A 24361-nucleotide genomic window follows, 5' to 3' on the forward strand; every position below is an offset into this window, starting at 1 on the left:
GAAAGATCAGGCTTCGAAAGGTGAGCTGGAAGGGGTGCATACACCCCTTCCGCTCACCGCGGAAATCCAGCCTTCGATGGGCGCAACTTTGCGCCTCCAATCAAGAACCTCTACTTAGATATTAATTAGGAGGCTGCCGTTGACCGTGAGGCTCGGCTCCGATAGGCGTGGGGCGTCATGCCAAAGGATTGGTGGAAGCTCCGAGAGAAATACTGGGGATCAGCATAGCCTACGGTAAACGATATCTGCTTGATCGGCATCTGGGTCGTCTCGAGCAGGCTACAGGCGTGCTGCAGGCGCATACGAATGAAGTAACGCATCGGCGCAAGGCCGGTCAGCTTCTTGAAAGTCCTTAGAAAATGATAGGGTGAGAGATTGGCGATTCTCGCCATTTCTTCCAATCGCGGAGGATCATCGAGTCGCTCCACCATGAAACCACGAATCCGGTCTAGATCGATGCGATTCTTCTTCTCGTTAGCCTCGTGCGAAGCGAGCATGGGAATGCTGGTCAGAAGCGCCTTCAGAAGATTGGCACAGTTGACGAATCTATTGATCGTGAAATTTGCCAGTTGCAGATCATGTAGTTGGCACAGCTTCTCGAATTGAACGATCAACTCAGGATTCAGGCCGACGCGAGTCACCTGTTCGGAAGGATCGATGAACTGGATGTAGTCTGTGCTCAGAGTACCGGAGAATGCCAGCCAATAGAACGTCAGCCGCTTCCCCTTCGTCGTCGCCGTCAACTGAACTCTGCCCGGTGGGCTGACTGCGATTTCGCCGGGACCGAGCCGCCAGTCATAGTCGTCCGACCTCAACCTTACCTCGCCGCCGACACAATAATAGATGACGTGACACGCCTGTAGGAAGGCGTTGTGTCCAGGATCCCGGCGGTAATGACCGGCTGCTCGAGTGTAAAGATCGCTGCTCAGTGCGTGTCCGTGCAATGCCCGACGCAGATCGGTCGGCAGGATGAAGCGCGAGCATCCGTTCGGGATTGGGTACTCCCGGATCGGGTAATCGCGGATCCCGAGGTTGCGCACCTCGTGCAGGTTTGCAGGCATGTGGGCAAGAATCTCCATGCGTTGAGCAACCCCGTGTAGCGCAAAAAAATGCTACACCAGCTAGCCTTGACAGGCAATTCCAGCCAGGGGGTTCAGAGCATGATGATGAGCATAGCCCGGTCGGACGACATGGCGGTGAGAAAGGCCCACAGCCTGCGCTCTGTGATACTTGCAGGAGCGGCGCTGGCGACGGTTCTGCCTATCGTGCAGACGCTGGCAGCCGATCAGGCCTTTGTACTCGAAGAAATTGTGGTGACCGCGCAAAAGCGCAAGCAGAACATTCAGGACGTGCCGATCTCGGTCACTGCGTTGAGCTCCGATTCGATCGTCGCCAATCGCATCGAGAGCGTGAACGATCTCAGCGCGATCACACCGAATCTCACGGTTCGCCCTGCTGCAGGTGCCAACAGGAGTCCTCAGTATTCGATGCGCGGCATCTATACATTCGGTAGCGCTCTAGGAACGGACAAAGGCGTATCGCTCTATATCGACGGCGTGTATGTGCAGAATGCAGTGGGTTCGCTCTTTCAGTTCGCCGACATCGAGCAGATCGAAGTGTTGCGTGGGCCTCAGGGTACACTGTTCGGCCGCAACTCGACTGGTGGTGCGATCAGTATCACCACCCGCAGACCGACCGGAGAGTTTGGTTTCCGTCAGGAGCTGACCTCCGGTAACTACAGCCAGTTTCGGTCGAAGACGCGCATCGATTTGCCGCGCATGGGGCCGCTCAGCCTGACGGCTTCCTATCTATACTCCGATCGCGATGGCGACACCCGCAATCTCGGCGCCGGAACGGTGTGGGATCATGGTCCAGCGACCGGCGGTGCTAAGGGGTTTTTGACTTCGCCAAAGAGGCTGGGCGATGAGAAGGTCAAAGGTGTCTTTGTCGCCGCCGAGTTCGACTTTCATGAAGATTTCGATCTGTCCTATAAATTCGACTTATCCGACACAGATTTCACGCCGCCCGCCGTAGGGGTTGCCTACCTGGCGACGCCGGCTGCCGCGGAGCTCGGCGGCACCCCTCCTTCCACCACTCCATACGTATTTTACAACGCCAGCCCGAACCTGATGACACCCATCACGACAAAGCGCCCGGACGCCGTGAATAACTGGTATAGCACTGACGGTGTGACCAAGACCTATGGTCATAACTTGACGGCCAACTGGCGGGTAAACGATTGGGCAACGCTCAAGAACATCCTTGCTTATCGCAGGACGAGTCTATACATAAATAACCAAACCGATGGTCTGGGTGGACTAATCGTACCGGGTACCGAGACGCCATTCGTGTTCGTGGCGAACAATTCCGGAGGATTCGATAAGCAGTGGAGTGACGAACTACAGCTCAATATCACCAGGGATCGATTTGATCTTACCGCCGGACTGATCCACTTCCAGAACGATCAGGAAACGTTAGGCATTGCCGGTGCATTCAACTCGCTGCAGGGTGCGGCTCTGATGGGACAGGGAACACTCTTTGCGGGAACTCCCTTCGTGATACCTGCGAATTCCGGATTCTTTCGTCCAAGTGTAAAGGCGAAGTCCGACGCCTTCTATATTCAGCCGGAAATTCATCTTTCTGATAAGTTGGATTTCGTGGTGGGCTATCGCATCACCAAGGATGACAAGAAGGGAACGGAGGTCATGCCCGGTTCGGTTAGTCCCGTGTACTCGCCATCGTTGGGTCAGTCCTCTCCGATCCGCTACAAAGATACCCGTGATACCTATCTCGTCGGTTTCAACTACAAGCCGGCGGATAATCTGCTCACCTATGTCAAGTATGCTACAGGGTATATCTCGGGCGGGCAGTTAGCCACGATCGAATTCGCTCCGGAGACGGCCAAGTCCTATGAAGCCGGCGTGAAGAGCGAACTCTTAGATCGGCGACTGCGCAGCAATCTCGCCGTATATCACGTGAAATATGGCTCGATTCAGCAGGCCGCTTTGGGATCACAGACCGGCATTCCTTCGTCGATTCCTTTCGGTCAAGCCATTATTCCAACCGCTGATGCGACGGCTTATGGTTTCGAATGGGAAAACACGCTGGTTCCGGTCGATCGGGTGATGCTTGGCGCCGGTGTGGGATACACCCGCTTCAAGTACGATGACGACACGGTATTTTCGGGATATCGCATTACTCACGGGGCGCCTGGATTTCAGGAATACAATCGCCCGGAGTGGACCGGTAATCTTTTTGCTCAGTATGATGGCCCGCAGATCTTTGCTGGCGGTCATCTCTCGGCGCGAGTGGATGGACAGTTCAAAAGCAAGTATCTGATGACCTCCGATACGTCGCCTGGATCCGGGCTGACCGCACAGGAGGATCCTGTCTACCGTAAAGCTGCAACGGCGCCCGACCAATGGCTCGTAAATGCCCGGTTCGCGTTGAGCGGTCTGGAGGTGCGAGGTTCAAAGGTGGAGCTCTCGCTCTGGGGCAAAAATATCTTCGATAACGGAAATATCGTTCAGTATTCCGGGCTGGGTTTTGCGGGCGCGGTCATCTATGAGCGGGCGCGAACCTACGGTTTGGATTTGAATGTCGAGTTCTAGAAGGCCTCGATGCACTCAAATGCTGAAATGCTGATGTGAGGATTTTCGGATCATGAAAGTCTGGGCTACGGCGGACTTCCAGATGCCCTACAGGCAGTTGGGGGCATTTGCCCAGCGTGCTGAAGCGCTAGGCTTCGACGGCATTAAGGTTGCGGATCAAGTTTCCGATGGTTTTCTGAACGCGGCAGCAGCGCTCAGTGCCACGACCCGCATCACTGTTTGTGCGCCGGCATTGGTTGCTTTTGCTCGCAGCCCGATGATCGTCGCGATCGCAGCCTGGGATCTGCGCGGCGCCTTCGGGAAGCGATTCGAGCTTGGACTGGGTCCACAGGTTCGCGGCAACATCATCCGCCGCTACAGTGAACGATGGGTCCCTCCTGCGCCTCGTATGCGGGAGTATGTACAAGCGTTGCGCATGATTTTCGACTGCTGGCAACACGGTATCCCGTTACATTTCGAAGGGCGGCACTACACTTTTACGCGAATGCAGGAATTCGTCAAACCGCCACCCATCGAGTATCCCGACGTGCCGATCATCGTTGCGGGTATCGGCCCTCTCATGACCGCGGTAGCAGGTGAGGTGGCTGATGCATTGGCGACTCATCCTACCAATGTCGCGCCTCGCTTCATCCGCGAGCGAACTCTGCCGCAACTCGAGCGTGGTGCGGCAAGAGCCGGTCGCTCTCCAGATGACATTGATCTACGCATTAACTGTCTTTCGGCGACAGGTGTGGACGAGCGTGCGACACGAGAGAGTCGCGAGAAGCTGCGAACGATCATGGGCACGCTATTTTCGACCCCGAGCTACTGGCCGATTCTTGAACTGTACGGCTGGCAGGATCGCGGGGCACACTTAAACCGCCTCGTGCGCGAGGGGCGATGGCAGGATTTGGCTTGCGTGATCACTGACGAGATGCTCGACGTGTTGATCCCTACCGCACCTTACAGTGAGATCGCCGATGTCCTGCGTGAACGCTACGCCAATCTCGCCGACAATGTCTCGCTTGCGCTGCCCGAGAATCCGATGCTGGACACGGAGGTTGCCAGGGTGATCCAGCGATTGCACGAGTAACGCGCTACGATGAATGATGCATCGTTGCCAATAGTGCCGGCCTCCGGCGGCGCGCTCGAGGGTCTGCGCATCGTGGAACTGGCGCAAGGTGTCGCCGGACCCTTCTGCGGAAAGCTGCTCGCTGATTATGGAGCCGATGTTGTCAAGGTGGAGCCGCCGGAGAAGGGTGACGTCACGCGCAGCTGGGGACCGTTCCCCAGCGATCAGGCTGACGTAGAGAAGAGCGGCCTCTTCTTTTTCCTCAATACGAATAAGCGTAGCGTTACGCTCGACATAAACGTTGCAGGTGACAAGGAACGGTTGCTCGACTTGATAAGCAGAGCCGACGTGCTAATCGGTAGCTCACGTCTACGAGAGCTGCAAGAGCAAGGTCTTGACTACGACTCACTCGCACGCCTCAACCCGAAGCTCGTGATGATTTCGTGCACACCCTACGGTCAGACCGGGCCGTATGCGGAGTGGAACGGATATGATCTGAATGCCTACCATCTCTCCGCTACGGGTAGCCGCTACTGCGGACTTCCCGATCGTGAACCACTGGAGAACGGTACCTTCACCGCGGATTTCTTCGGCGGTTTTGCGGCAGCTGCATGGGGACTGGGTGTGGTTCTAGGGCGCGATCAAGTTGGTGGTGGTCAACACGTCGACTGTTCTTCGGCGGAAGTTCTAGCCGCACTTGTTGTCGGTTCCTTGAACGTCGGCGGCTACGTTCAGGATAGCGTTTTCAACCGGCGTACCGGCCAAGGAATGGGGCTGGCATGTCCTGCCCGCATCTATCCATGTCAGGATGGCTGGGTTTTCATCATCGCCCTGGAAACCCGTCAGTGGAAAGGTCTGTGCCGTGCGATGGGTGATCCAGATTGGGCCATGCCGGAGTTGTTCCACGAGTTGCATTCTCGTGGTGAAAACCGTGATCTGATCGACCCCATGGTCGAGAAATGGACGCTGGGACGCTCGAAGAACGAGATTATGGAAATTTGCCAGGCTCATGGCTGTCCTGCGACTGCACTCTACGATATGGCCGATCTCGCCGGGCTTCCGCATCTTCTGGAGCGGGGTTACTGGACGGAACTGGAACATCCTGCGCTGGGTCGCGTGCGTACCCTGGGTGCAGCCATGAGATTACCTGACTGCCCAGGCGGACCACGACTGGGCGCACCGTTGCTGGGGGAGCACAACGCGGAGATTTTCGCCGAGTGTAGATCGGCAAAAGCGGTGTCTGCGGTGCAGGTGGAGAGTGCATGCGCTACGAAACCGCAGGCTTCCAGCCAGCTTCCGCTGAGCGGCATGCGCGTAGCGAACTTCGGTTGGGGGCTGGTCGGTCCGATGGTGGGGCAGCTGCTGTCCTTCCTCGGTGCCGAGGTATACAAGATCGAGTCGAACGCCCGAATCGACTTCCAGCGTAAAGTACCGCCTTTTCATCGAGGCATACCGGATCCAGATCGTAGTATCCAGAATCATGCCTGCTGGGCGGGCAATGGCAGCGTTACTCTCGATCTGAAGCGGCCCGAAGCCCAGGAGTTGGCGCTGAAGCTCGTGGCGAAGTGTGACGTAGCGATCGAGAACTTCAGCCCCGGTGTGCTGCAGCGGATGAACCTTGGCTATGAGCAGCTGAAATCGGTGCGGCCGGATCTGATCATGGTGTCGATGCCAGCTGCGGGCTTTACTGGTCCGCTGCACAAGCTGCGTACCTACGGCAACAGTCTAGCGTGCCTTGCCGGGCTCGACTCCGTTACCGGCTACTATGATTCATCTCGACCATTGGGTATGGAGACCGCGCCGGCTGACATGTTGGGTGGAGTGATCGGTGCGCTCGCCGTGCTGATAGCCGCCTACCATCGCCGGCGCACCGGTAAGGGGCAGCATATTGAATGCTCGCAGCAGGAGGCGTTCATGCATTTGATCGGACCCGGCTTCCTCGACTACGTATTGAATGGACGCGTGGCTGGACCGCTCGGCAACCGGCATCCCCTCCAAGCGGCGGCGCCGCACGGCGTCTTTCGCTGCCGCGGCGAGGATCGCTGGATCGCTCTTGCGGTGACCACAGACGAAGAGTGGCGGGGACTCGTGGCCGCGCTAGGCAACCCAGCATGGGCGTTCGCTCCGGAACTGGCGGAGCTGCGCGGCCGATTGCGCGATATTGACGCCATACACATGCATCTGGCAGCGTGGACTCAGGGTCACGATGATTACGAACTGGCGCAGCTCCTGCAGCGTCACGGTGTCGCGGCAACGCCAGTTCTGAACGTTGCTGATCTGCTGAGCGACCCACATTTTCGCGCACGCAGCACTTTTATCGAGGTCATGCACCCACTCGGTTTCACTGAGACTATTTATGGAGCGTACGTTAAATGCAGCCGCAGCAAACCGCACGTGCATCCCGGTCCGGCGCGCGGCAGCGACAATGAACGAGTGTTTAAGGGATTACTTGGCCTGACGGAGGCGCGCTATAGGGAACTGGTCGAACGACAGATCATCTATTAGATCGCGCGAGGAGAAACGAAGTGTTTCATGGCTGGTGGATCGTGGGCGTGGCCATGCTGGCTCAGGCTGTCAGTATCGGGCTGGCCATCTACTCCTACGGCCTGCTAGTGGTTCCGGTCGGCGCCGAGTTCGATGCCAGCCGCCTGGAGATGATGTGGGGCAAGACCGGCCTGTCGCTGATGACCATGATGGTCTCGCCGCTTCTCGGTGCTCTGCTCGATAGCCGCTCGACCCGCCTGTTGATGGTTCTCGGTAGCCTGGCGCTGGGCAGCGCCTTTCTCTGGATCTCGCTGTCGCGCAGCCTGTGGGAATTCGTATTCGCCTATGCTCTGCTGCCTGCCGCAGCGGTCACCCTGCTTGGAACGCTCGGGACGAGCACCCTAGTAACGCGTTGGTTCATCGGCAAACGCGGCCGTGCATTGAGCCTGGCCGCCCTGGGCAGCTCCCTTGGCGGACTGTTCATTCCCTATGTTTTTCAGGCGCTCATCGATGCTTTGGGCTGGCGTGCCGCCTGTGCGTGGATCGGTGCCGGCACTGTGACTTTGTTGCTGCCCTTGATCCTGGTGCTGGTCCGTGACCGGCCTGCCGACCTTGGCCTACATCCGGACGGCGTGGCAACGACGGTAAATTTCACCGCTCACACTGCATCGACCTCGATGCCCGTGGATGGTCTATTGCGTAGCGGCCGCTTCTGGCAGATCGCGATCGCCATCGGTGCCGTGTTTGCCGTGAGTGCCGCGCTGCTGGTGAATATCGTGCCCTTCGCCCAGGGCCAGGGCATTGCCTCGAAGCCGGCTGCACTCCTGGTATCGGCCTATGCCATCAGCGGCGTCGGCGGCAAGCTGCTGTTCAGCCTCATCGCCGATCGTGTCGATCTCAAGCGCGCCCTGCTGGCAGTCATGACGCTGCTGGTTCCACCCGTCCTTACACTGACCTGGACGGATTCTTACGAGGTGATGATGATTTGCGCCATGGTGCTCGGTGCGGTCTCGGGTGGATTGATGCCCGGATGGACCGCTTTGCTGGCGTATCTTTACGGACCGATGCACTATGGTCGAGTCATGGGCCGGATGCTGCTGGTCATCGGCATTATGGCAGCCCTGATCGTTCCGCTCGTGGGTTTTCTTTTCGATCGGCGCGGCGACTACGATATCGCTTTCCTTTGCCTTGCGGTCCTGGTGCTTGCGGCGACGGCGCTACTGGCGCGAATACGCCAGGACGACCCTCCTGCGGCAGTGGCCGTGCTGCCGGTACGGGAAGGGACTTGATCGATTGATTTGGGAGGAGTAAGCAGATGCAGACCATCGAGCACGGTGCCATCCCGCTCCGGGAGATGGCGGATCGCATGGCCATCACCGAGGTGATTTACAGCTACTGCAGGGCGATGGATCGCATCGATGCCGAACTTGGCTACTCCGTCTGGCATGAGGACGGCGAGGCCGACTATGGCGCGATCTATCGCGGCAGCGGCCGTGGTTTCGTCGACTGGGTCTGCGAGGTGCATCGCACCATGCAGACGCTCTCGCATCAGGTGTCGAACGTGCTCATCACACTCGATGGTGATCGGGCGAGGAGCGAAAGCTGCGTCACCGCGACGCTGCGCCGCCAGGACGGCGGACGGCTCCTGCAGACCACGGCGTGGGGGCGTTATGTCGATCGCTGGTCGCGCCGCGGCGGACGCTGGGCGATCGACCGGCGCATCTATTTGCACGATTTCGATGAACTGCGTGAGGTCACGGCCAGCGCCACGCCGGTCACCGGTCGCCACGATCGTAGCGACCCGTCGTACTCGGTGCTGGACCCATGAAACTCGGCATCGAAGGCCGCCGGGCACTGATCGTCGGCTCGAGCAGCGGCATCGGCGCCGGCATCGCTGTCATGCTCGCCGCCGAGGGAGTCGAGGTGATCGTGCACGGCCGGAGTCTCGAGAATGCCGAGGCGGTGGTGGCGGAAATCCGGGCGGCAGGCGGCAGGGCGTCCGCATTGATCGGCGTGCTGGACAAGCCGGAGGCGGTCGAGCGGCTTGCCGCTGAAACGCTTGCTACAGGTCCGATCGATATCCTTGTCAACAGTGCCGGCGCCACGATCTCCGTCCGTGGCTGGTTCGAGGTGCCGATGGAGGTTTGGCAACAGCAATACCAGTTCTCGACGCTGTATGCGGTGCAACTGATCCGTGCCCTGGTGCCCGCCATGCGCGAGCGTGGCTGGGGACGGGTGCTGAACATCAGCAGCGGTGCCGCTTTCAAGCCGATGGCCTTTCATCCCGAGTATTCGGCAGCGAAACTGGCGCTGCACACCATCGCCTGCTCGCTGGCGCGCGAACTCGGTGACTGCGGTGTGACGATCAACACCTTGATCTCCGGGCTGGTGATGACCATGAACACTCGGGCGATGATACAAAAGACCGCCCAGGCACAGGGCTTCACCGAGACCGGTGTGGAACTGGAGCGGCGCGTGCTGCGGGAAGTGTGGCGTTCGGCCATTCCGATCGCCCGCGCCGGCAGGGTGGAGGAATTGGCCGCCGCAGCCTGTTTCCTGGTGTCGGAGCAGGCTGCCTATATCACTGGTGCATCGCTGCGTGTCGATGGTGGAGGGGCAGGCTACGTGAACTGAAAGGCGGCGGGTTGATTTTGAACGACTCACCCGCGATCGGATGGACCCACGAATAGATGCGCCCGCGCCAGGGTGACAGGCGCGCTTTCGTCGCTCTGCCAGCAGCTGATGCTGACTGCCGCCACCCGGCGGCCGACGCGCTGAAAACTGCAGCGGGCCAGGAGATCCTGCGGCTTGGCCTGACTCAAATAATCGATCGAGAAGTTGATGAAGCGGGGCGGGCGCTGTTCGCCGAGTTTGGCGAACGTGGTGACGAGGGCCGTGATCTGCATGAAACTGCCGATGGCTCCGCCATGGATGGACGGTAGATGGGTATTGCCGATCAGGCGCTGCTGGAATGGGAGCCGCAGCACGATACCGCGATCGTCGCTGCATTCATCGAGGCAGGCGCCTATCTGGCGCGCGTAGGGCATGCGGGCCAGGAGCAGTGCGGCACGCTCGGCGATGATCTGGGTGCCGGGCATCGCGGCACCTTCAGACCGGCCGTTCATCGGCATTCCCCTTGAATGAATAAAAAGTTCGCATGAAGGCTCCGGTGGCGCTGGCCACCAGCCGTTGGTGTGGTCCTGAGTGCAGCTCACAGCGGACAAAGATGACCGAGCGGGTGACTTGGCAGCAGTCGGCTTCGGCCACCAGATCGTATTTCAGGGGCGCCGACGCCAGGTAATCGACACGCAGATCCAGCGTAGACATGGGCTCGGGACGTTCGAGCTGTCGCCCGGCGGCGAGTCCGCAGGCCGTATCGGCCAGACTGAACAGGACGCCGGGAAAGAAATAACGCGCCTCGGGATCGGCCGCCAGCATCGGCTGCGCGGGAATGCGCATGCGAATTTTTCCGGGCGGCGAATCGAGATCCACTTTCATGCCCACATCCATTGCGTGCGGCATCTGCTGCTCGATGAGGCGCGCCATATCTTTGATTGATAGTTCGTTCATGCAGTGTCCTTTACGGCATCATAGACCATGCGGACGGCGCCGTAGTCCAGCATCGGTCTATAAGCCAGCGCCGGTTTATATTTCGAGCGGCTGTTCGAGGAGGTTTTCGGTGAGGTTGAAGGCATGAATGCAGCGACTGCACACATCGTCACTGAAAGACTTCAGGGGGTGTTGCGGGTGGAGATCCGCCGCCCGGAGAAAAAAAATGCCCTGACTGCGGCGATGTATGGGCAATTGGCCGATATTTTCCAGGACGCTGCCGGCGACAAGGACACCCGTGTGCTGCTGCTCCACGGACAGCCGGGCGTATTCACGGCCGGAAACGACCTCGGCGAGTTCCTGAATGATCCGCCCATGAACGAGGATGCGCCGGTCTTTCGGTTTCTAGCGGTCTTCCGGGACTTTCCCAAGCCCTTCATGGCCGCGGTGACGGGACCGGCCGTCGGCATCGGCACGACGATGCTGCTGCATTGCGATCTGGTCTACGCAGGCGAGGGAGCGAGGTTTCAACTGCCTTTCGTCGGCCTCGGTCTTTGTCCGGAGGCGGCTTCCAGCCTGTTGCTTCCGGCCTTGGTCGGTCACGCCCGGGCGGCGGAGATCATTCTGCTGGGCGAGCCTTTCGGCGCGCAGCAAGCCCGCGAAATCGGTCTGGTCAATGCAGTATTGCCCGATGCCGGACTGCTGGATCATGCGCTTCTCCAGGCCCGCAAGCTGGCGGCGCAGCCTCCGGCGGCGGTGCGGCTGTCGAAGCAGCTTCTGAAGCGCTCGCAGACGGCCCTGATCGCGGCGGCCATGGAGGAGGAAGATCGGCAGTTCAAGGTGCGGCTGGTTTCGCCGGAAGCCAAGGAAGCCTTCGGTGCATTTCTGGACAAGCGGCCGCCGGATTTTTCGCAGTTCTCGTGAGTCGAGTGCCGGGACAGCCCGGCCTCTACCATGATGCCGTAGCCTCCATGCATTTTTCTCCGGCAGCCGATTGTGTCCAGCAACGCAGACTGCCGTCGGTCTGACGCCGGCCGCAGACAAGAAATGTTCCGCCGGCAATCAACGGGGCGACACCGCGATAGTCGAAGATGCGCGGCGTACCGCCGCCGATCGTGGCCGCGAGATTCAGCAGCAGGCTGGCCTGTAGCGGGCCATGGACGACCAGACCTGCGTAACCCTCGGTGCCGGTTGCGTAGGGCAGATCGTAATGGATGCGATGGCTGTTGAAAGTCAGGGCGGAATATCGAAACAAAAGGACGGGCGATGCCGGTACGCTCCACATCAGATCGCATTGTGGGGCGGGAGCGCTTGTGGCTGCGTCCATGGCGCCTGTTCGAGGCTTGTCCGAGGCCGGGTCTGCGGCCGGGCTGGAGGCTGGCTTTGCGGCCGGCGGCGCGACGTCCCGATAGACCAGGTCCTGGCGTTCACGGATGGCCGGACCGCGTTCCGTGGTGAACTCGTGCTCGACGGTGACGAAACAGAGGGTGCCCGAACGGCCTTCCTTGCGGGTGATGGCACCGATCCGGGAGCGACGCATCACCGGGTCGCCCGGTTGCAAGGGGGCAATCGTTTCCACGCATCCGCCCGCCCACATGCGTCGCGGCAACGGTATCGGCGGCAGGAAATCCCCCGTCACCGGATGGCCGTCGGCGCCGATCCGGGAGGCCTCGGCGGCTTCGGGTGCAAGACACCAGTGGATCGCCGGCGGTGCCTCGCCGGGCGTGGCGCCGGCGAGATTGGGTGCCAGGGTGGCGCGGTAGGCGTCGATCAGGCGAGGCGTGAGCGTATCGGCATGCTCGCGAGTGCGGCCGATCCACTGTTCCAGGGCGGAGAGTTCCAAGGCGGCGTTCTCAATAACCGCTATACTTCGGCTCGCGGCCGTCGCGTATGGCGCGGAGCACTTCCTTGGCGTCCTCGCTCGCACTGCATTGCATCATGTTATAGGCCTCGAGTTCGATGACCTGCTCCAGCGTCATCGATTCCGCGGCATTGAGGCTGCGCTTGATATAGCGGTAAGCCACCGGCGGGCCGCGGTCCAGGCGGTTCGCGAACGCCTGGGTTTCGGTTTCGAGTTCGGTATCGGGGACGACACGATTGACCAGACCGATGCGCAGGGCCTCATCCGCTGCGATCTTGTCGCCGAGCAGATAGAGCTCCCGCGCCTTGGCGGGGCCGACGACACGGGGGAGAAGATAACTGCCGCCGAAGTCGCCGGGCCGTGCCGCCCTGACGTAGGCCGTGGCGAACGAGGCCGTCTGCGAGGCGATGCGGAAATCGCATGCGGCAGCCAGGCACAGACCGGCGCCGACGACAGGGCCGCGCAGCATCGCAATCGTCGGCTTGGGCATGGTGTGCAGCAGGATCGGCGATTGGCTGAGCCGCTTGACATGCGAAGCCCGCATGCCGACCGATTTCCACACCGGATCCGCGGACCATCGGACACTGACAGGATCCCCCGCATCGATCTGTTCGCGGCTGCGCAGATCCCCGCCCGAGCAGAATCCTCGGCCCGTACCGGTCAATACGACGACTCTCACGCCGGGGTCGACGCTGGCTTCTTCCAGCGCCTCGTTGAGCAGCCGCATCAGCTCCCAGGTCAGCGCATTGAGCTGCGCCGGCCGATTGAGCGTCAGGGTCAGAATGCCCTCGATCTGCTGTTTGAGCAGCACGGATGTCATGTCACTTTCTCGGGTCAGGCATACTGGGCGATGACCGTGCCGGCGAAGCGGCGCGGGGCATCGAGCTTGAGCTGCAGATCCTCACCGCCTTCGTGGCATTCCAGGGCGTGGCGCAGCCATCGGTGACGCCGGGTAAAGCACACGACGATCCTTCCTGATTGCAATCAGGCTAGTGTCGCAGATATTCACACTCATCGTCCATCCGGACTATCGTCTCGTTAGTCCGATCAGACGATGGGGCCGGACGATTCCGGGTCTAGCATGCTGTGTCCGACATCGGCGGAACAGTGCATAATTCTTACCGGATCCCGACCACAGCGTACGGATCCTGATCATAGAGGTGATTGTCAGATGCAGCGATTTCTCGCCGCCTGTGACGCAGGCGGGACGATGACCGACGTGATCCTTGTCGATGAAACGGGCCGTTCCGTCGTAGGCAAGGCAGCCACTACCCCACACGACGAGAGCATCGGCTACATGGAGGCGCTTTTCGAGGCGCTCGATTATTTCGAGATTCCCAAGGAAGCGCAGCAAAGCTTCGGAGCTCATCTCGAGACCGCGATCTATACCGGCACCTCGATGCTCAACTGCGTGATCAATATGTCCGGCTACAAGACGGGCCTGATCACCACGCGGGGCTTCGAGGATATCAATGCCCAGGGCCGCGGCAAGCAGACCTTCATCGGCCTGCAGTGGTCCGAGATCAGCCACATGCAGTACCGCCGGCATCGCACGCCGCTGGTACCGCGGAAGCTGGCGCGCGGCGTCACCGAGCGCATCGACATGTTCGGCAAGGTCATCATTCCACTCTACGAACACGAAGTGGAGCAGGCGGCCCGCGAGCTGATCGTCGATGAGCAGTGCCAGTCGATTGCCATCGTCTTTCTGCAATCCTACAAGAATGCCGAGCATGAAGAGCGTGCCGAGGCCATTGTGCGAAGCGTCATGCAGAAGGCCGGCCGCGATATCCCGATAGAACTCTCGAGCCGGGTCGCGCCGACCATGCGCGAGATCTCCCGCGCCAATTCGACCATCGTGCAGGCCTATGCGACCGATCCGGCCCGCAAGCAGCTTTTCCGCATCGAGGCCGAGCTCAAGAAGATCGGCTACCGGCACAGTCTCAAGACCGTGCTTGGTTATGGTGGCGTGACCAATATTCGCTATCCGCGTCTGTTCGAAGCCGCCATGTCCGGTCCGGTCGGCGGACTCATGGGAGCGAAATATCTCGGCAGTGTGATCGGCGAGCAGAACATCGTCTGCTCGGACGTCGGCGGCACCTCCTTCGATGCCGGCTGCATCACGGCCGGCGCCGTGCCGATCGAGCGGGAGCCTGGATTCCAGGACATGTATTTGACGGCGCCGATGCTGAGCATCACTTCGATCGGTGCCGGAACCGGCACTTACATCCGTATCGATCCGGCCACCAACCGCATCAAGCTGGGGCCTGATTCCGCGGGCGGTACGCCGGGACCGACCTTCATGGAAGCCGGCAATACCACGCCGACCATCAACGATGCCAATCTGCTCCTGGGCATACTCAACGAGCACAACTATCTTGGCGGCAAGGTCAACGTCAACAAGGAAACCTCCTATCGCCTGTTCAAGGAAAAGGTTGCCGAACCGCTGGGTCTCGATGTCTACGATGCCTGCGAAGTCTGTATCGACCTGCTGAACATCCAGATGCGCGAACATTTGGTGCGCAGTCTCATGGTCGGCCGGGATTTGCGCGACTATGTTCTGCTGGGCTATGGCGGCGGCGGGCCGCTGCACCTCCTGCCCTATGCGGGCGATCATCCCTATAAAGCCGTGATCACCGTTCCCTGGGCGGGCGGGTTCTCGGCCTGGGGTGGAGCCTGCATGGATTACGCCCATCGGCGTCACAAGACGGTATCCGTGGTCGTCGCACCCGACGCCAGCGACGCCGAGCGTCTGGCCGCGGTGCAGCCGATGGTGGAAATCTGGGATCAGCTGCGCAATGAACTGGTCGAGGAGCTGGTGGCCGAGGGTTTCGCCAAGAATTCCATACGCATTCAACCGGTGGCCTATGTGCGCTACTACGGTCAGCTGGAGGACGTCGAAGTTCCGCTGCCAGTGGCCAACATCGCCTCGACGAGCGATCTGCAGGCGCTGATCGCGCGCTTCGAGGAAATCTACACGCGCATGTTCACGCTTGCCGGCAAGCCGGATGTCGGGATCTACCACATCACCGAGGTCTGCGTGGTGGCCACGGTGGAAACCGTCAAGCCGCGGCTGGTCCGCAATGAGCTGGCGGACAAGGCTCCGCCGGCCAACGCCGTGAAGGGTACGCGCAAAATCTATCAGAAGGGCAAATGGCTGGATGCCAACATCTACAAGATGGAAAACATGCTGCCGGGCAATGAGGTGGACGGTCTGGCCGTGATCGAGGCCTCCAACACCACTTTGTTTGTTCCACCCGAGTGGCACGTCCGCATCGACGAGTACAACGTCTACTGGATGACGAGGAAGGATCGATAAATGACCAGCCAGCTGAAGCTCAAAGAGCAGCTCAAAGTAAATGATGAGCTGTTCGCGAAAACGGGCTGCATGTTCGGCCTCGAGAAGCTCACAGAAAAGGAAAACAATCCCGGGCTCTACGAAGCGGTGTGGCATATTCTGCTGAGTGTATGCAATACGGCGTGGGAAGTCGGTTGCAAGGTCTCGGCCTCGCCGGTCGCCGCAGAGGGCGGCGATGCGCTCTGGGCGCTGCACACCCCGACGGGTGAATGTATTTGTACCTCGTACGGCATCACTGCGCATGTCGGCTTGCTGGCCGCCATGGTGCGCAAGTTCATCGAGATGGGTTACGAGGATTCGCCGGGCTTCAAGCAGGGCGATATTTTCGAGAACAACGATCCGCACTATGGCGGCATCCACATGCCCGACATGGATACCGCCATGCCTATCTTTTACAAGGGCAAGCTGGTGGCCTGGGCATCCTCGGTGACCCACGTCGCCGATGCCGGCGCGGTGCTGCCGGGATCGATCAACTTCATGAATCCCGACACCTTCTCCGACGGCATGCCGGTATCGCTGGAAAGGATCGGTGAGAACGATCGTTACTATCCGTGGTATGAACTGCGCATCAAGTCGCGCACGCGGGCGCCGGATTGGGTGCTGGGCGATGCGCGCGGTCGTCTCGCCGGCCTCATCACCGTGCGCGAGAAGCTGCTGGAGACCATCGAGAAGTATGGTCTGGAATTCTTCGAGAAGGCTTCGCGGGAATATATCGAAGACAGCCGCCGCTATGCGGTGGCGCGCATCCGCAATCAGGCGGTGCCGGGACGCGTGCGCAAGTCGCAGTTCAAGGATCTGACCTTGAAGGGCAAGGTCGTCATCATGCCCAAGCAGGATATCGACCTGCTGTCCAATGTGCCGATGGAAATGCGCATCGATGCGAATGCCAATGTACACCTGTCTCTTGCCGGGGCCAGCGGCAGCGTACCCTTCGGCCAGAATATCACCCCGACGGCGTTGTCCTCCGCGCTGCTCATGGGCTATTCGCATGTCGTGGGCTTCGACATGTTCAACTCGGGGCCGACTTTTGCGCTGACGGTCGATACGCCGCCGCCGGGCTCGTGGTGCAATCCCTTCCCGGTCGACTGGTTCGCCTCCACCGGCATGGGCTGGTCATCGGCGATTCGCTGGCTGAGTTCGCTCTACGAAGTCACGGGACGGCTGTATTACATGCGTGGTTTCGTGGAGGAGATGTCCGCCGGTGCGGGCACCACCATGGCAGCCGAGTGGCATGGCACCAATCAGTACGGGCAGTATGCCGTTTGCCTGACGCTCGAGCAGGCCAGCAACGGCTCTCCGGCGCGCGGCATCGCCGACGGAGAACCAGCCGCCTGGTGTCTGTATACCGCGAACGCCGACTTCGGCAATGCCGAGGTGATGGAGCTGTATTATCCCTTCATGTATCTAGGCCGGAACATGGAGCCGGATTCGGGCGGCTATGGCAAGTTCCGCGGCGGCATGGGCCATACCACGGTATGGATGGTGATGAACACCCCGGAGATCCATTATTCGGCGGCCTGCGCCGGCGCAAACAGCAAGATCACGGCCAATCACGGCATGTACGGCGCATATCCGATGCCCGGCGATCGGGTTGCCTATGCGGCCGGAACCAACGTCAAGGAATTGATCGAACAACGTAAGCCGCTGGTGCATGAGCGCGGCCTGGATCCCGATTATCCGACACTGTCCCAAAATATCGTGGCGGATGTTCTGAACAACGATGTCGTCGTTCCCGCAAACATTCCCGAGACGCTGCACGAGTACGATCTCGTGATCAATCCGACCTCGGGCTCCCAGGCCATGGGGGATCCCATCGAACGGGATCCGGCGCTCGTCAAGGACGACCTTGACAAGGGGTTGACCCGGCCCTGGGTGGCCGAGAACATCCACGGTGTCATTGCCCGCAAGGAGGCCAACGGCGATTGGCTCGTGGATGAGGATGCGACGACGGAGAAGCGCCGTCTCATATGCGAGGCGCGCAAGCAGCGCGGCGTACCTTTCAGAGAGTGGTGGCAGCAGGAGCGCAAGCAGATCGTGGCGGGCGCGAACATGGATGAAGCCGTGAAGCGAATGTGGCGCAGCTCCATGAAGCTGTCACCCGGATACGCGGCCGAACTGCGCGCGTTCTGGAACCTCCCTGCCGATTTTGAATTTTGAGGAGGTCGCCATGGCCGAGTATGACATTTACGACGTCGAGGACATCCGCAAGCTGGTAGACGGGGAGCTTCCCTGGACCACTGTCCAGCAGATGATGAAGAACGGCAAGGATCGCGACCGCTTCGACAAGTGGCTCGTGATCCTGCAGGGGCGGGTGCCCTGGAAGGAGAAGATTCTGTTGCCGCTGACCCCGGCGCTGTTCATCGTGCAAAAGCCGAAGGAGCGCGTGGTGAAATGCCGTTGCGGGCATGAGTTCGGCGATTATCGCGTCAACTGGAAGCTTTCGGCGCTTATCTACGTGCGCGATAGCGACGAGAAGATCTCCGAGGTGTATCGCGGCCATGAAAAGCCCGACACCGAGTGGATTCAGTTGCGCGAATATTACTGCCCCGGTTGCGGCTCGCAGCTGGAAGTGGAAGCCATGCCGCGCGGCTGTCCGCCGGATTTCGAATTCCTGCCCGATCTCGACACCTTCTATCGGGAATGGATCGGCCGGCCGCTGCCCGAGACGGTCGAATTCGTCGATCGGACGCCGGAGCGAATCAAGGAGTGGACGTCTCGATAGCGCCGGGCATGACAGAGACCGTCATGCAACTGCATCAGGACGCGAGTAAATAACCAGCGCCGGCGTGTGCCGGCGGCCGGGCAGTCCCTCGACAGGGCGCTGCCTAATGTCCTTCCTGAAAAAATTAAGTAGGACCGAACCATGGATTTCGAATTTTCTTCGGAGGAACGCCGCTTCCTGGCAGAGGTGGACCAGTTCCTGCAGGATAACTATGACCCCAAGGCCATGGACGTCACGCGCGAGAACATGGCGCAGATCTGCGATACACCGGAGCGCCGGGCGTTCGCCAGAAAGCTTGCCAAGAAAGGCTGGCTGGGGATCACCTGGCCGAAAGCATACGGTGGACAGGAAGGCAGGGGCTTCTACGAGTATCTGTTGAACGAGAAGCTGTCTTCCGTCGGCGCGCCGCAAATCGGCAAGGGTGTCGGGATCATCGGCAAGACCTTGATCAAGGTCGGTTCGGAAAAGCTCAAACAGGAGTTTTTGCCGAAAATCCTTAACGCCGAAATCGAATTCGCAGTGGGCTACTCCGAACCCTCGGCGGGCTCGGACTCCGCCGCCATGCGCCTGAAAGCGGAGCGCCGCGGCGATGGTTGGGTGCTGAACGGACAAAAGGTGTTCAGCACCTCGGCGCACTTTGCCGACTGGTATTGGGTCGGCGCACGCACCGACCCGGAGGCGCCCAAGCATCATGGCATCACCCTGTTCCTGGTTCGCATGGACGATCCGGGACTCACGCTGCATGCCATGCCTACGATGGGCGGGGAGCGCACCAACGCGGTGTTCTTCGACGATGTATTCGTACATGACGACTATCGGGTCGGCCAGCTCAACAAGGGCTTCCAGTACATCGCCGAGGCGCTCGATATCGAGCGCTTCACCATGTTCACCTTTTCACCGATTCGCGCCCGGGTTGAACTGCTGTGCGACTATGTGAAGCAGGCCACGCAGGATGGCAAGCCTCTGAAGGAGGATCCCGTCATACGCCAGCGGGTGGCGCAGCTCGCCACCGAGTGCGAGGTGGCACGGCTGCTCGGCGTACGCTTCGTCGATTCCGCCCTCGATGCTTCGAAAACCCCGACGGTGCCGGCTTCGGAGTACAAGCTTTATGCCACCGAGCTGTCGCGCCGTGTGGCCGACGCCACCATGGATATCGCCAGCCCGGGTTCGCAGCTAGCCTTGGGTACCGAGGATGCGCCGCTCAAGGGTCGCGCGGAAAGCTGCTACACCTATACGGTGATCGACACCATCGGCGGCGGCTCCTCGGAGGTGCAAAAGAACATCATCTGCAAGCGCAAGCTTGGGCTGCCGCCGAACTTCTAGGTCGAGATTTCAGGCATGGCATTGCTCAGCGGTTATAAGGTTCTGGATCTCGCCAGTGTGGGGCCCGCGGCGCGCGCCTCGCGTATCCTGGCTGATTACGGCATGGACATCATCAAGGTCGCGCCGGTCTCGGCCAAGGGAGCCAAGCAGATCGAGCCCGTGTTCCATGCCTATGGCGCAGGACGCGGTACCCGGCAGATCCGTGTGGATCTGAAGTCGCCGGAGGGCAGGCGAGCCGTCGAACGGCTCGTCGAAGGCGTCGATGTGGTGATCGAAAGTTATCGCCCCGGCGTGGCGCACCGGTTGGGCGTCGGCTACGAGGATCTCAGGGCGATCAATCCCAGGATCGTTTATTGCTCGACCAGCGGTTACGGCCAGGATGGGCCCTGGTCGCAATGGGCGGGTCATGACATCAACTACGTGGCGGTCAGCGGCTACCTGGCCTGCAGCGGCCGCGATGCCGAGGGCCGCCCCGCCATGCCGGGAGCCACAGTCGGCGACAGCGCCGGAGGCGGCATGCAGGCGGCATTGGCCGTGATCGCCGCGTTGCTGCATGTGGCGAAGGGGGGTGAAGGCCGGCATCTCGATGTATCGATCACCGACGGCATGCTCAATCTGATGTCGCTGTATATCGATCGGTTCCTGGCGACGGGCGAAGAGACCCATCCGGGTTCCGATGTGCTGACGGGCAGGTACGCCTGGTATGGCGTTTACACTTGTGCAGACGGGCGATATGTCTCGATCGGCCCGGTCGAGGGGCATTTTTTCAAAAACCTTTGCCGCCTGCTGGAGCTGGAGCAGTACAGCGCCAGCCAATATGACGATGCCAAACAGGACGAGATGCGTGCGGCGTTCGCGCAGCGCTTCCTGACCAAGGAGCGCGATGCCTGGGTGGCTGCACTCGCCGGCCAGGATACCTGCCTGGCGCCGGTGCTTTCGATCGCCGAGGTTGCAGCGAGTCCGCATCTGCGGGCGCGCCGGAGTTTCATGCGTGCGCGCCATGCCGAGCGGGGCAGCTTCGAGCAGCTCGCGCCGGTATTGGCCGGCGGTGAGCGGCAACAGCCCGAACATCAGGTGCGTACCGCCGGCACGACGGATACGGAGACCGTACTGGCGGCGGCAGGATTTTCCACCGACGAAATCGCGGAGTTGCGCCGTTGCGGCGCGGTCGAGTAGGCGGCCAGCGAGTGGCCGGCGAAGTCAGGAGTAACGACAGGTGACAGAGATAGCGAGTGATCTGCCTGCAGTAGTGCGCGAGCTGATCGGCAAGCCGCACTACGTGGAGCAGACCGAGTTTCCCATCGAAATCGGCTACGTCTATAACATGTGCGCGGCGGTACAGGACGGTAATCCGCTGTACTGGGATCCGGAAGCGGCACAGGCCATCACCGGTGGGCAGATCGCACCGCCGGCGATGTTGTCGGCCTGGTTCAAACGGCATCATTGGATGCCGGGCGCCGAGGGCGATCGCAAGCCGATGCAGCTGTATTTCGACATCAAGGATATGGTCGGCCTGCCCGAGGGTATCGTCGCCAGCAACGAAGTAAGCTTCGGCGAGCCGGTGCGTATCGGCGATATACTGACCACCAGCCAGTACTGCCGTTCACTGGGTGAACTCAAAGACACCAAGCTCGGCCGCGGCCGCTTCTGCACCATGGATGTCGTGACGGTCAATCAGCACAACGACTGGTGCGGCACCGATACCTATCATTTCCTCATCTACATCAAGGGTGCCCGATGAGCACCGTGCGCAATCTGACTTTCGGCGAAGTCGAAGAGGGCCAGGAGCTGCCGCCGCTGACGTATCCGGTGACGGCCACCACGGTGGTGCTCGGAGCGATCGCCAGCCGCGACTGGCGGCCCATGCACCACGATCGGGATTTCGCGATCAACCGCAGCGGTACTAAGGACATCTTCATCAATACGCCGACCAACGCCGCTTGGTTCCAGCGTTTCGTGACCGATTGGACGGGCCCCAAGGGGCGGCTCGGCAAAATGAAGTTCAAGATGAAGATTCCGGTATTTCCCGGTGACGCGATGACTCTGTCGGGCCGTGTGACACGCAAGTCGGTGGATGATACCGGCTGTTGCTGGATCGATCTCGATCTCGCCGTGTCGGTGGGCGACAAGCTGAATACCGAGTGCCAGGCGCGCTTCGCGCTGCCTGCCGATGCCGACGATAACCCCTGGCAACGCCGCGGCGAACGCTGGCGGCCCTGACCCAGGCGCAAGACGAGGAACTCCGGATGGATCTGAAATTCACCGATGAACAAAACATGCTGCGCGAGACGACTCGAGCGCTATGCCGCGACACGAGCGGCGTGGACGTCGTGCGGCAGATGGAGAACGATCCTCTCGGCGTGCCCGAGAAGCTCTGGGCAAACATGCGGGAAGCCGGGTTGACGGGGATTCTCGTACCCGAGCAGTACGGCGGCCTGGGGCTGGATCAGCTGAGCTGCGTGGTCATCTATGAGGAACTCGGGCGGGCGCTGGCTCCGGGACCGCATTTTGGCTCTGCAGTCATGAGCGTGCTGGCGCTGCGCGAAGCCGGCAGTGCGGCACAGCAGGAGGCATTGCTGCCGGGGCTCGCCAGTGGAGAGACCATCATCGTGCCCGCCTGGCTCGAACCGGATCGCGGCTACGGTCCCGAGGGCGTGCGGCTCGTGGCCAAGCGCAGCGGCGAGGATTATCGGTTGACGGGTATCAAGCGCCACGTGTTCCATGCCAAGGCGGCCGAGAAGCTCCTGGTGCTGGCCCGCACGGGTGAGGGCGCCGATGGAATCGACCTGTTCCTGGTGGATACGAACGCCAAGGGCCTCACGCTCGAACAACAAAAAAGCATGGCTTCCGATACCCAGTATCGCGTCGCTTTCGACGACGTCGTGGTGTCGGCCGCCCAGCGCCTGGGGGCTTCCGGCTGCGGCTGGCGCAGTTGGGAGGCGGCCATGTACCGCGGCATCGTTCTGCTGGCTGCCTTTGCCGCCGGCGGGGCGGAGCGGGCACTGGAAATCACGGTGCAGTACTCGAAGGATCGCCAGCAGTTCGGCAAACCCATCGGCGCCTTCCAGTCGCTCGCCCACTACATGGCGGATGCCAGTCCGGTATCCGAGGGAGCGAAAATGCTGGCCTACGAGGCAGCCTGGGCGCACGATCAGGGCAAGGATATTCTGCGTCTGGCACCGATGGCGAAGCTGTTTTGCTGCAAGGCATTCCGCGACATCACGCATATGGCCCAGCAGGTGCACGGCGGAATCGGCTTCACGCTGGACTACGATATCCAGCTCTATTACCGCCGGGCCAAGCAGCTGCAGCTGAACTGGTGGGATTCGCGCTATCTGGAGAAACTGATCGCCGCGGATGTGCTCGACCGGCCGAACGTGCGCACCATAGCCGATCCATTTACGCCCTGAGCGGCGGCACCGTGCCAGTCCTGTCATCGATCAAGGATCAGCTGACACTGCCGGTGCTGTGCTCGCCGATGTTCATCGTGTCGACGCCGGCGCTGGTGTTCGCGCAATGCACGAACGGCATCATCGGCTCCTTCCCCGCGCTGAACGCACGCGGGGAAGGCATGCTCGAGGAATGGCTGACCGGCCTGGAGCAGCAGCTGGAAATCCATCGCGCGGCGAATCCGGAAAAAAAGGTCGCGCCGTTCGCCGTGAATCAGATCGTGCATCAGAGCAATACGCGTCTGGATGCGGATTTCGATGTACTGGAAAGGCACAAGGTGCCGCTGGTCATCACCAGCCTGCGTGCGCCCACCGAGTATGTGCCGCGCATTCATGCCTGGGGCGGGCGGGTATTGCACGATGTGACCAATATCCGGCATGCGGAAAAGGCGCTGGAGGCGGGCGTCGATGGATTGATCCTGGTCTGCGCGGGTGCCGGCGGACACTCGGGCGCACTCAGCCCGATGGCGTTGGTGAGCGAAGTGCGGCGCATCTACGACGGCCTGGTGGTACTGGCCGGCAGCATCACCCGGGGTGAGCATATTCTGGCGGCGCTGGCGATGGGTGCCGACCTGGCATATATGGGCACGCGCTTCATCGCCACCGAGGAGGCGAATGCGGTACCGGATTACAAGCGCATGATCGTCGAGGCAGGCGCCAGCGACATTCTGTATACGCCTTACTTCTCCAGCACCCACGGCAACTACCTGAAACCTTCCATCCGCGCTGCCGGCCTGGATCCCGACAATCTGGTGCGCGCGCCGGGCGAAACCGCAAAGATGGCCTTCATCAGCGCCGATGGTTCCCGCAGCGTGGGGGTCAAGACCTGGAAGGACATCTGGAGCGCCGGTCACGGTGTGGGGGCCGTCGATGACATCCCGTCCGTAACCAAACTGGTCGCGCGTCTGCAGACACAGCTCGCTGCAGCGCGGGCACATCTGTGCGCATCGCTGTAA

The 24361-nt window shown here is 60.8% G+C and carries 22 protein-coding genes; 16 read left to right on the forward strand and 6 right to left on the reverse strand.

The window, feature by feature from the left end; genetic code table 11:
- Positions 1-125: 125 nt before the first annotated feature.
- Complete coding sequence (locus ACG33_RS03860) at positions 126-1061, reverse strand: helix-turn-helix domain-containing protein (RefSeq protein ID WP_168160009.1); 936 nt, start codon at positions 1059-1061, stop codon at positions 126-128.
- 99 nt (positions 1062-1160) lie between these two features.
- On the opposite strand from ACG33_RS03860, the gene ACG33_RS03865 reads away from it, so the two are divergent.
- The 6 genes from ACG33_RS03865 (at position 1161) to ACG33_RS03890 (ending at position 9780) form a co-directional block, all read left to right on the forward strand.
- A complete protein-coding gene (locus ACG33_RS03865; RefSeq protein ID WP_066918862.1) occupies positions 1161-3611 on the forward strand; it encodes a TonB-dependent receptor in 2451 nt (816 codons plus the stop codon).
- 52 nt (positions 3612-3663) lie between these two features.
- A complete protein-coding gene (locus ACG33_RS03870) occupies positions 3664-4683 on the forward strand; it encodes a TIGR03617 family F420-dependent LLM class oxidoreductase (RefSeq protein ID WP_066918864.1) in 1020 nt (339 codons plus the stop codon).
- A gap of 72 nt (positions 4684-4755) precedes the next feature.
- Complete coding sequence (locus ACG33_RS03875) at positions 4756-7167, forward strand: CaiB/BaiF CoA transferase family protein (RefSeq protein ID WP_168160010.1); 2412 nt, start codon at positions 4756-4758, stop codon at positions 7165-7167.
- Positions 7168-7187: 20 nt separating this feature from the next.
- Positions 7188-8435, forward strand: a complete 1248-nt coding sequence (locus ACG33_RS03880; RefSeq protein ID WP_066918868.1) for an MFS transporter — start codon at positions 7188-7190, stop codon at positions 8433-8435.
- A gap of 26 nt (positions 8436-8461) precedes the next feature.
- Entirely contained in the window at positions 8462-8974 is a 513-nt protein-coding gene (locus tag ACG33_RS03885) for a nuclear transport factor 2 family protein (RefSeq protein WP_066918870.1), read from the forward strand.
- Positions 8971-9780, forward strand: a complete 810-nt coding sequence (locus ACG33_RS03890) for an SDR family NAD(P)-dependent oxidoreductase (RefSeq protein WP_066918872.1) — start codon at positions 8971-8973, stop codon at positions 9778-9780. Before ACG33_RS03885 ends, ACG33_RS03890 begins: the two co-directional genes overlap by 4 nt.
- Before the next feature lie 26 nt (positions 9781-9806).
- Here the strand turns inward: ACG33_RS03890 and ACG33_RS03895 are convergent, their stop codons facing one another.
- Together ACG33_RS03895 and ACG33_RS03900 are read right to left on the reverse strand one after the other, a co-directional pair.
- Complete coding sequence (locus ACG33_RS03895) at positions 9807-10271, reverse strand: PaaI family thioesterase (protein WP_066918874.1); 465 nt, start codon at positions 10269-10271, stop codon at positions 9807-9809.
- Positions 10255-10716 carry a PaaI family thioesterase gene (locus tag ACG33_RS03900; RefSeq protein ID WP_066918876.1) on the reverse strand — a complete coding sequence of 154 codons (462 nt, stop codon included), beginning with the start codon at positions 10714-10716 and terminating at the stop codon, positions 10255-10257. Before ACG33_RS03900 ends, ACG33_RS03895 begins: the two co-directional genes overlap by 17 nt.
- A 123-nt stretch (positions 10717-10839) precedes the next feature.
- Between ACG33_RS03900 and ACG33_RS03905 the strand changes: the two genes are divergently transcribed.
- Positions 10840-11619, forward strand: coding sequence for an enoyl-CoA hydratase (locus ACG33_RS03905; protein ID WP_066918878.1), 780 nt, complete (start codon positions 10840-10842; stop codon positions 11617-11619).
- Between the two features lie 25 nt (positions 11620-11644).
- Here ACG33_RS03905 and ACG33_RS03910 read toward each other — a convergent pair whose 3' ends face one another.
- The 3 genes from ACG33_RS03910 to ACG33_RS16875 are packed head-to-tail and all read right to left on the reverse strand — an operon-like array spanning position 11645 to position 13519.
- Positions 11645-12538 carry an FAS1-like dehydratase domain-containing protein gene (locus tag ACG33_RS03910; RefSeq protein ID WP_210399167.1) on the reverse strand — a complete coding sequence of 298 codons (894 nt, stop codon included), beginning with the start codon at positions 12536-12538 and terminating at the stop codon, positions 11645-11647.
- A gap of 10 nt (positions 12539-12548) precedes the next feature.
- On the reverse strand, positions 12549-13376 hold the full coding sequence (locus ACG33_RS03915) for an enoyl-CoA hydratase (RefSeq protein ID WP_066918880.1): 828 nt from the start codon (positions 13374-13376) through the stop codon (positions 12549-12551).
- A gap of 14 nt (positions 13377-13390) precedes the next feature.
- Positions 13391-13519 carry a hypothetical protein gene (locus tag ACG33_RS16875; protein WP_257721743.1) on the reverse strand — a complete coding sequence of 43 codons (129 nt, stop codon included), beginning with the start codon at positions 13517-13519 and terminating at the stop codon, positions 13391-13393.
- A gap of 208 nt (positions 13520-13727) precedes the next feature.
- Here ACG33_RS16875 and ACG33_RS03920 point away from each other — a divergent pair, with 208 nt between their 5' ends.
- From ACG33_RS03920 to ACG33_RS03960, 9 genes are all read left to right on the forward strand, one after another.
- Positions 13728-15872, forward strand: a complete 2145-nt coding sequence (locus ACG33_RS03920; protein WP_066918882.1) for a hydantoinase/oxoprolinase family protein — start codon at positions 13728-13730, stop codon at positions 15870-15872.
- On the forward strand, positions 15873-18068 hold the full coding sequence (locus tag ACG33_RS03925; protein WP_066918884.1) for a hydantoinase B/oxoprolinase family protein: 2196 nt from the start codon (positions 15873-15875) through the stop codon (positions 18066-18068).
- 10 nt (positions 18069-18078) lie between these two features.
- The gene (locus ACG33_RS03930) at positions 18079-18633 is read left to right on the forward strand and encodes an acetone carboxylase subunit gamma (RefSeq protein WP_066918886.1); all 555 of its coding nucleotides are present in this window, start codon (positions 18079-18081) and stop codon (positions 18631-18633) included.
- Between the two features lie 141 nt (positions 18634-18774).
- A complete protein-coding gene (locus ACG33_RS03935) occupies positions 18775-19956 on the forward strand; it encodes an acyl-CoA dehydrogenase family protein (protein WP_066918888.1) in 1182 nt (393 codons plus the stop codon).
- Positions 19957-19971: 15 nt separating this feature from the next.
- Entirely contained in the window at positions 19972-21132 is a 1161-nt protein-coding gene (locus tag ACG33_RS03940) for a CaiB/BaiF CoA transferase family protein (RefSeq protein WP_066918890.1), read from the forward strand.
- 40 nt (positions 21133-21172) lie between these two features.
- Positions 21173-21697, forward strand: a complete 525-nt coding sequence (locus ACG33_RS03945; RefSeq protein WP_083536427.1) for a MaoC family dehydratase — start codon at positions 21173-21175, stop codon at positions 21695-21697.
- Positions 21694-22176: a MaoC/PaaZ C-terminal domain-containing protein gene (locus tag ACG33_RS03950; protein WP_066918892.1), complete on the forward strand. Its 483-nt coding sequence runs from the start codon at positions 21694-21696 to the stop codon at positions 22174-22176. The genes ACG33_RS03945 and ACG33_RS03950 overlap by 4 nt, the downstream gene beginning before the upstream one ends.
- Positions 22177-22202: 26 nt before the next feature.
- Positions 22203-23366 carry an acyl-CoA dehydrogenase family protein gene (locus ACG33_RS03955; protein ID WP_066918894.1) on the forward strand — a complete coding sequence of 388 codons (1164 nt, stop codon included), beginning with the start codon at positions 22203-22205 and terminating at the stop codon, positions 23364-23366.
- Positions 23367-23434: 68 nt separating this feature from the next.
- Positions 23435-24361 (forward strand): NAD(P)H-dependent flavin oxidoreductase, encoded by a 927-nt coding sequence (locus tag ACG33_RS03960; RefSeq protein WP_157071839.1) that lies wholly within the window; start codon positions 23435-23437, stop codon positions 24359-24361.

The organism is Steroidobacter denitrificans (assembly GCF_001579945.1).
Lineage (GTDB): Bacteria > Pseudomonadota > Gammaproteobacteria > Steroidobacterales > Steroidobacteraceae > Steroidobacter > Steroidobacter denitrificans.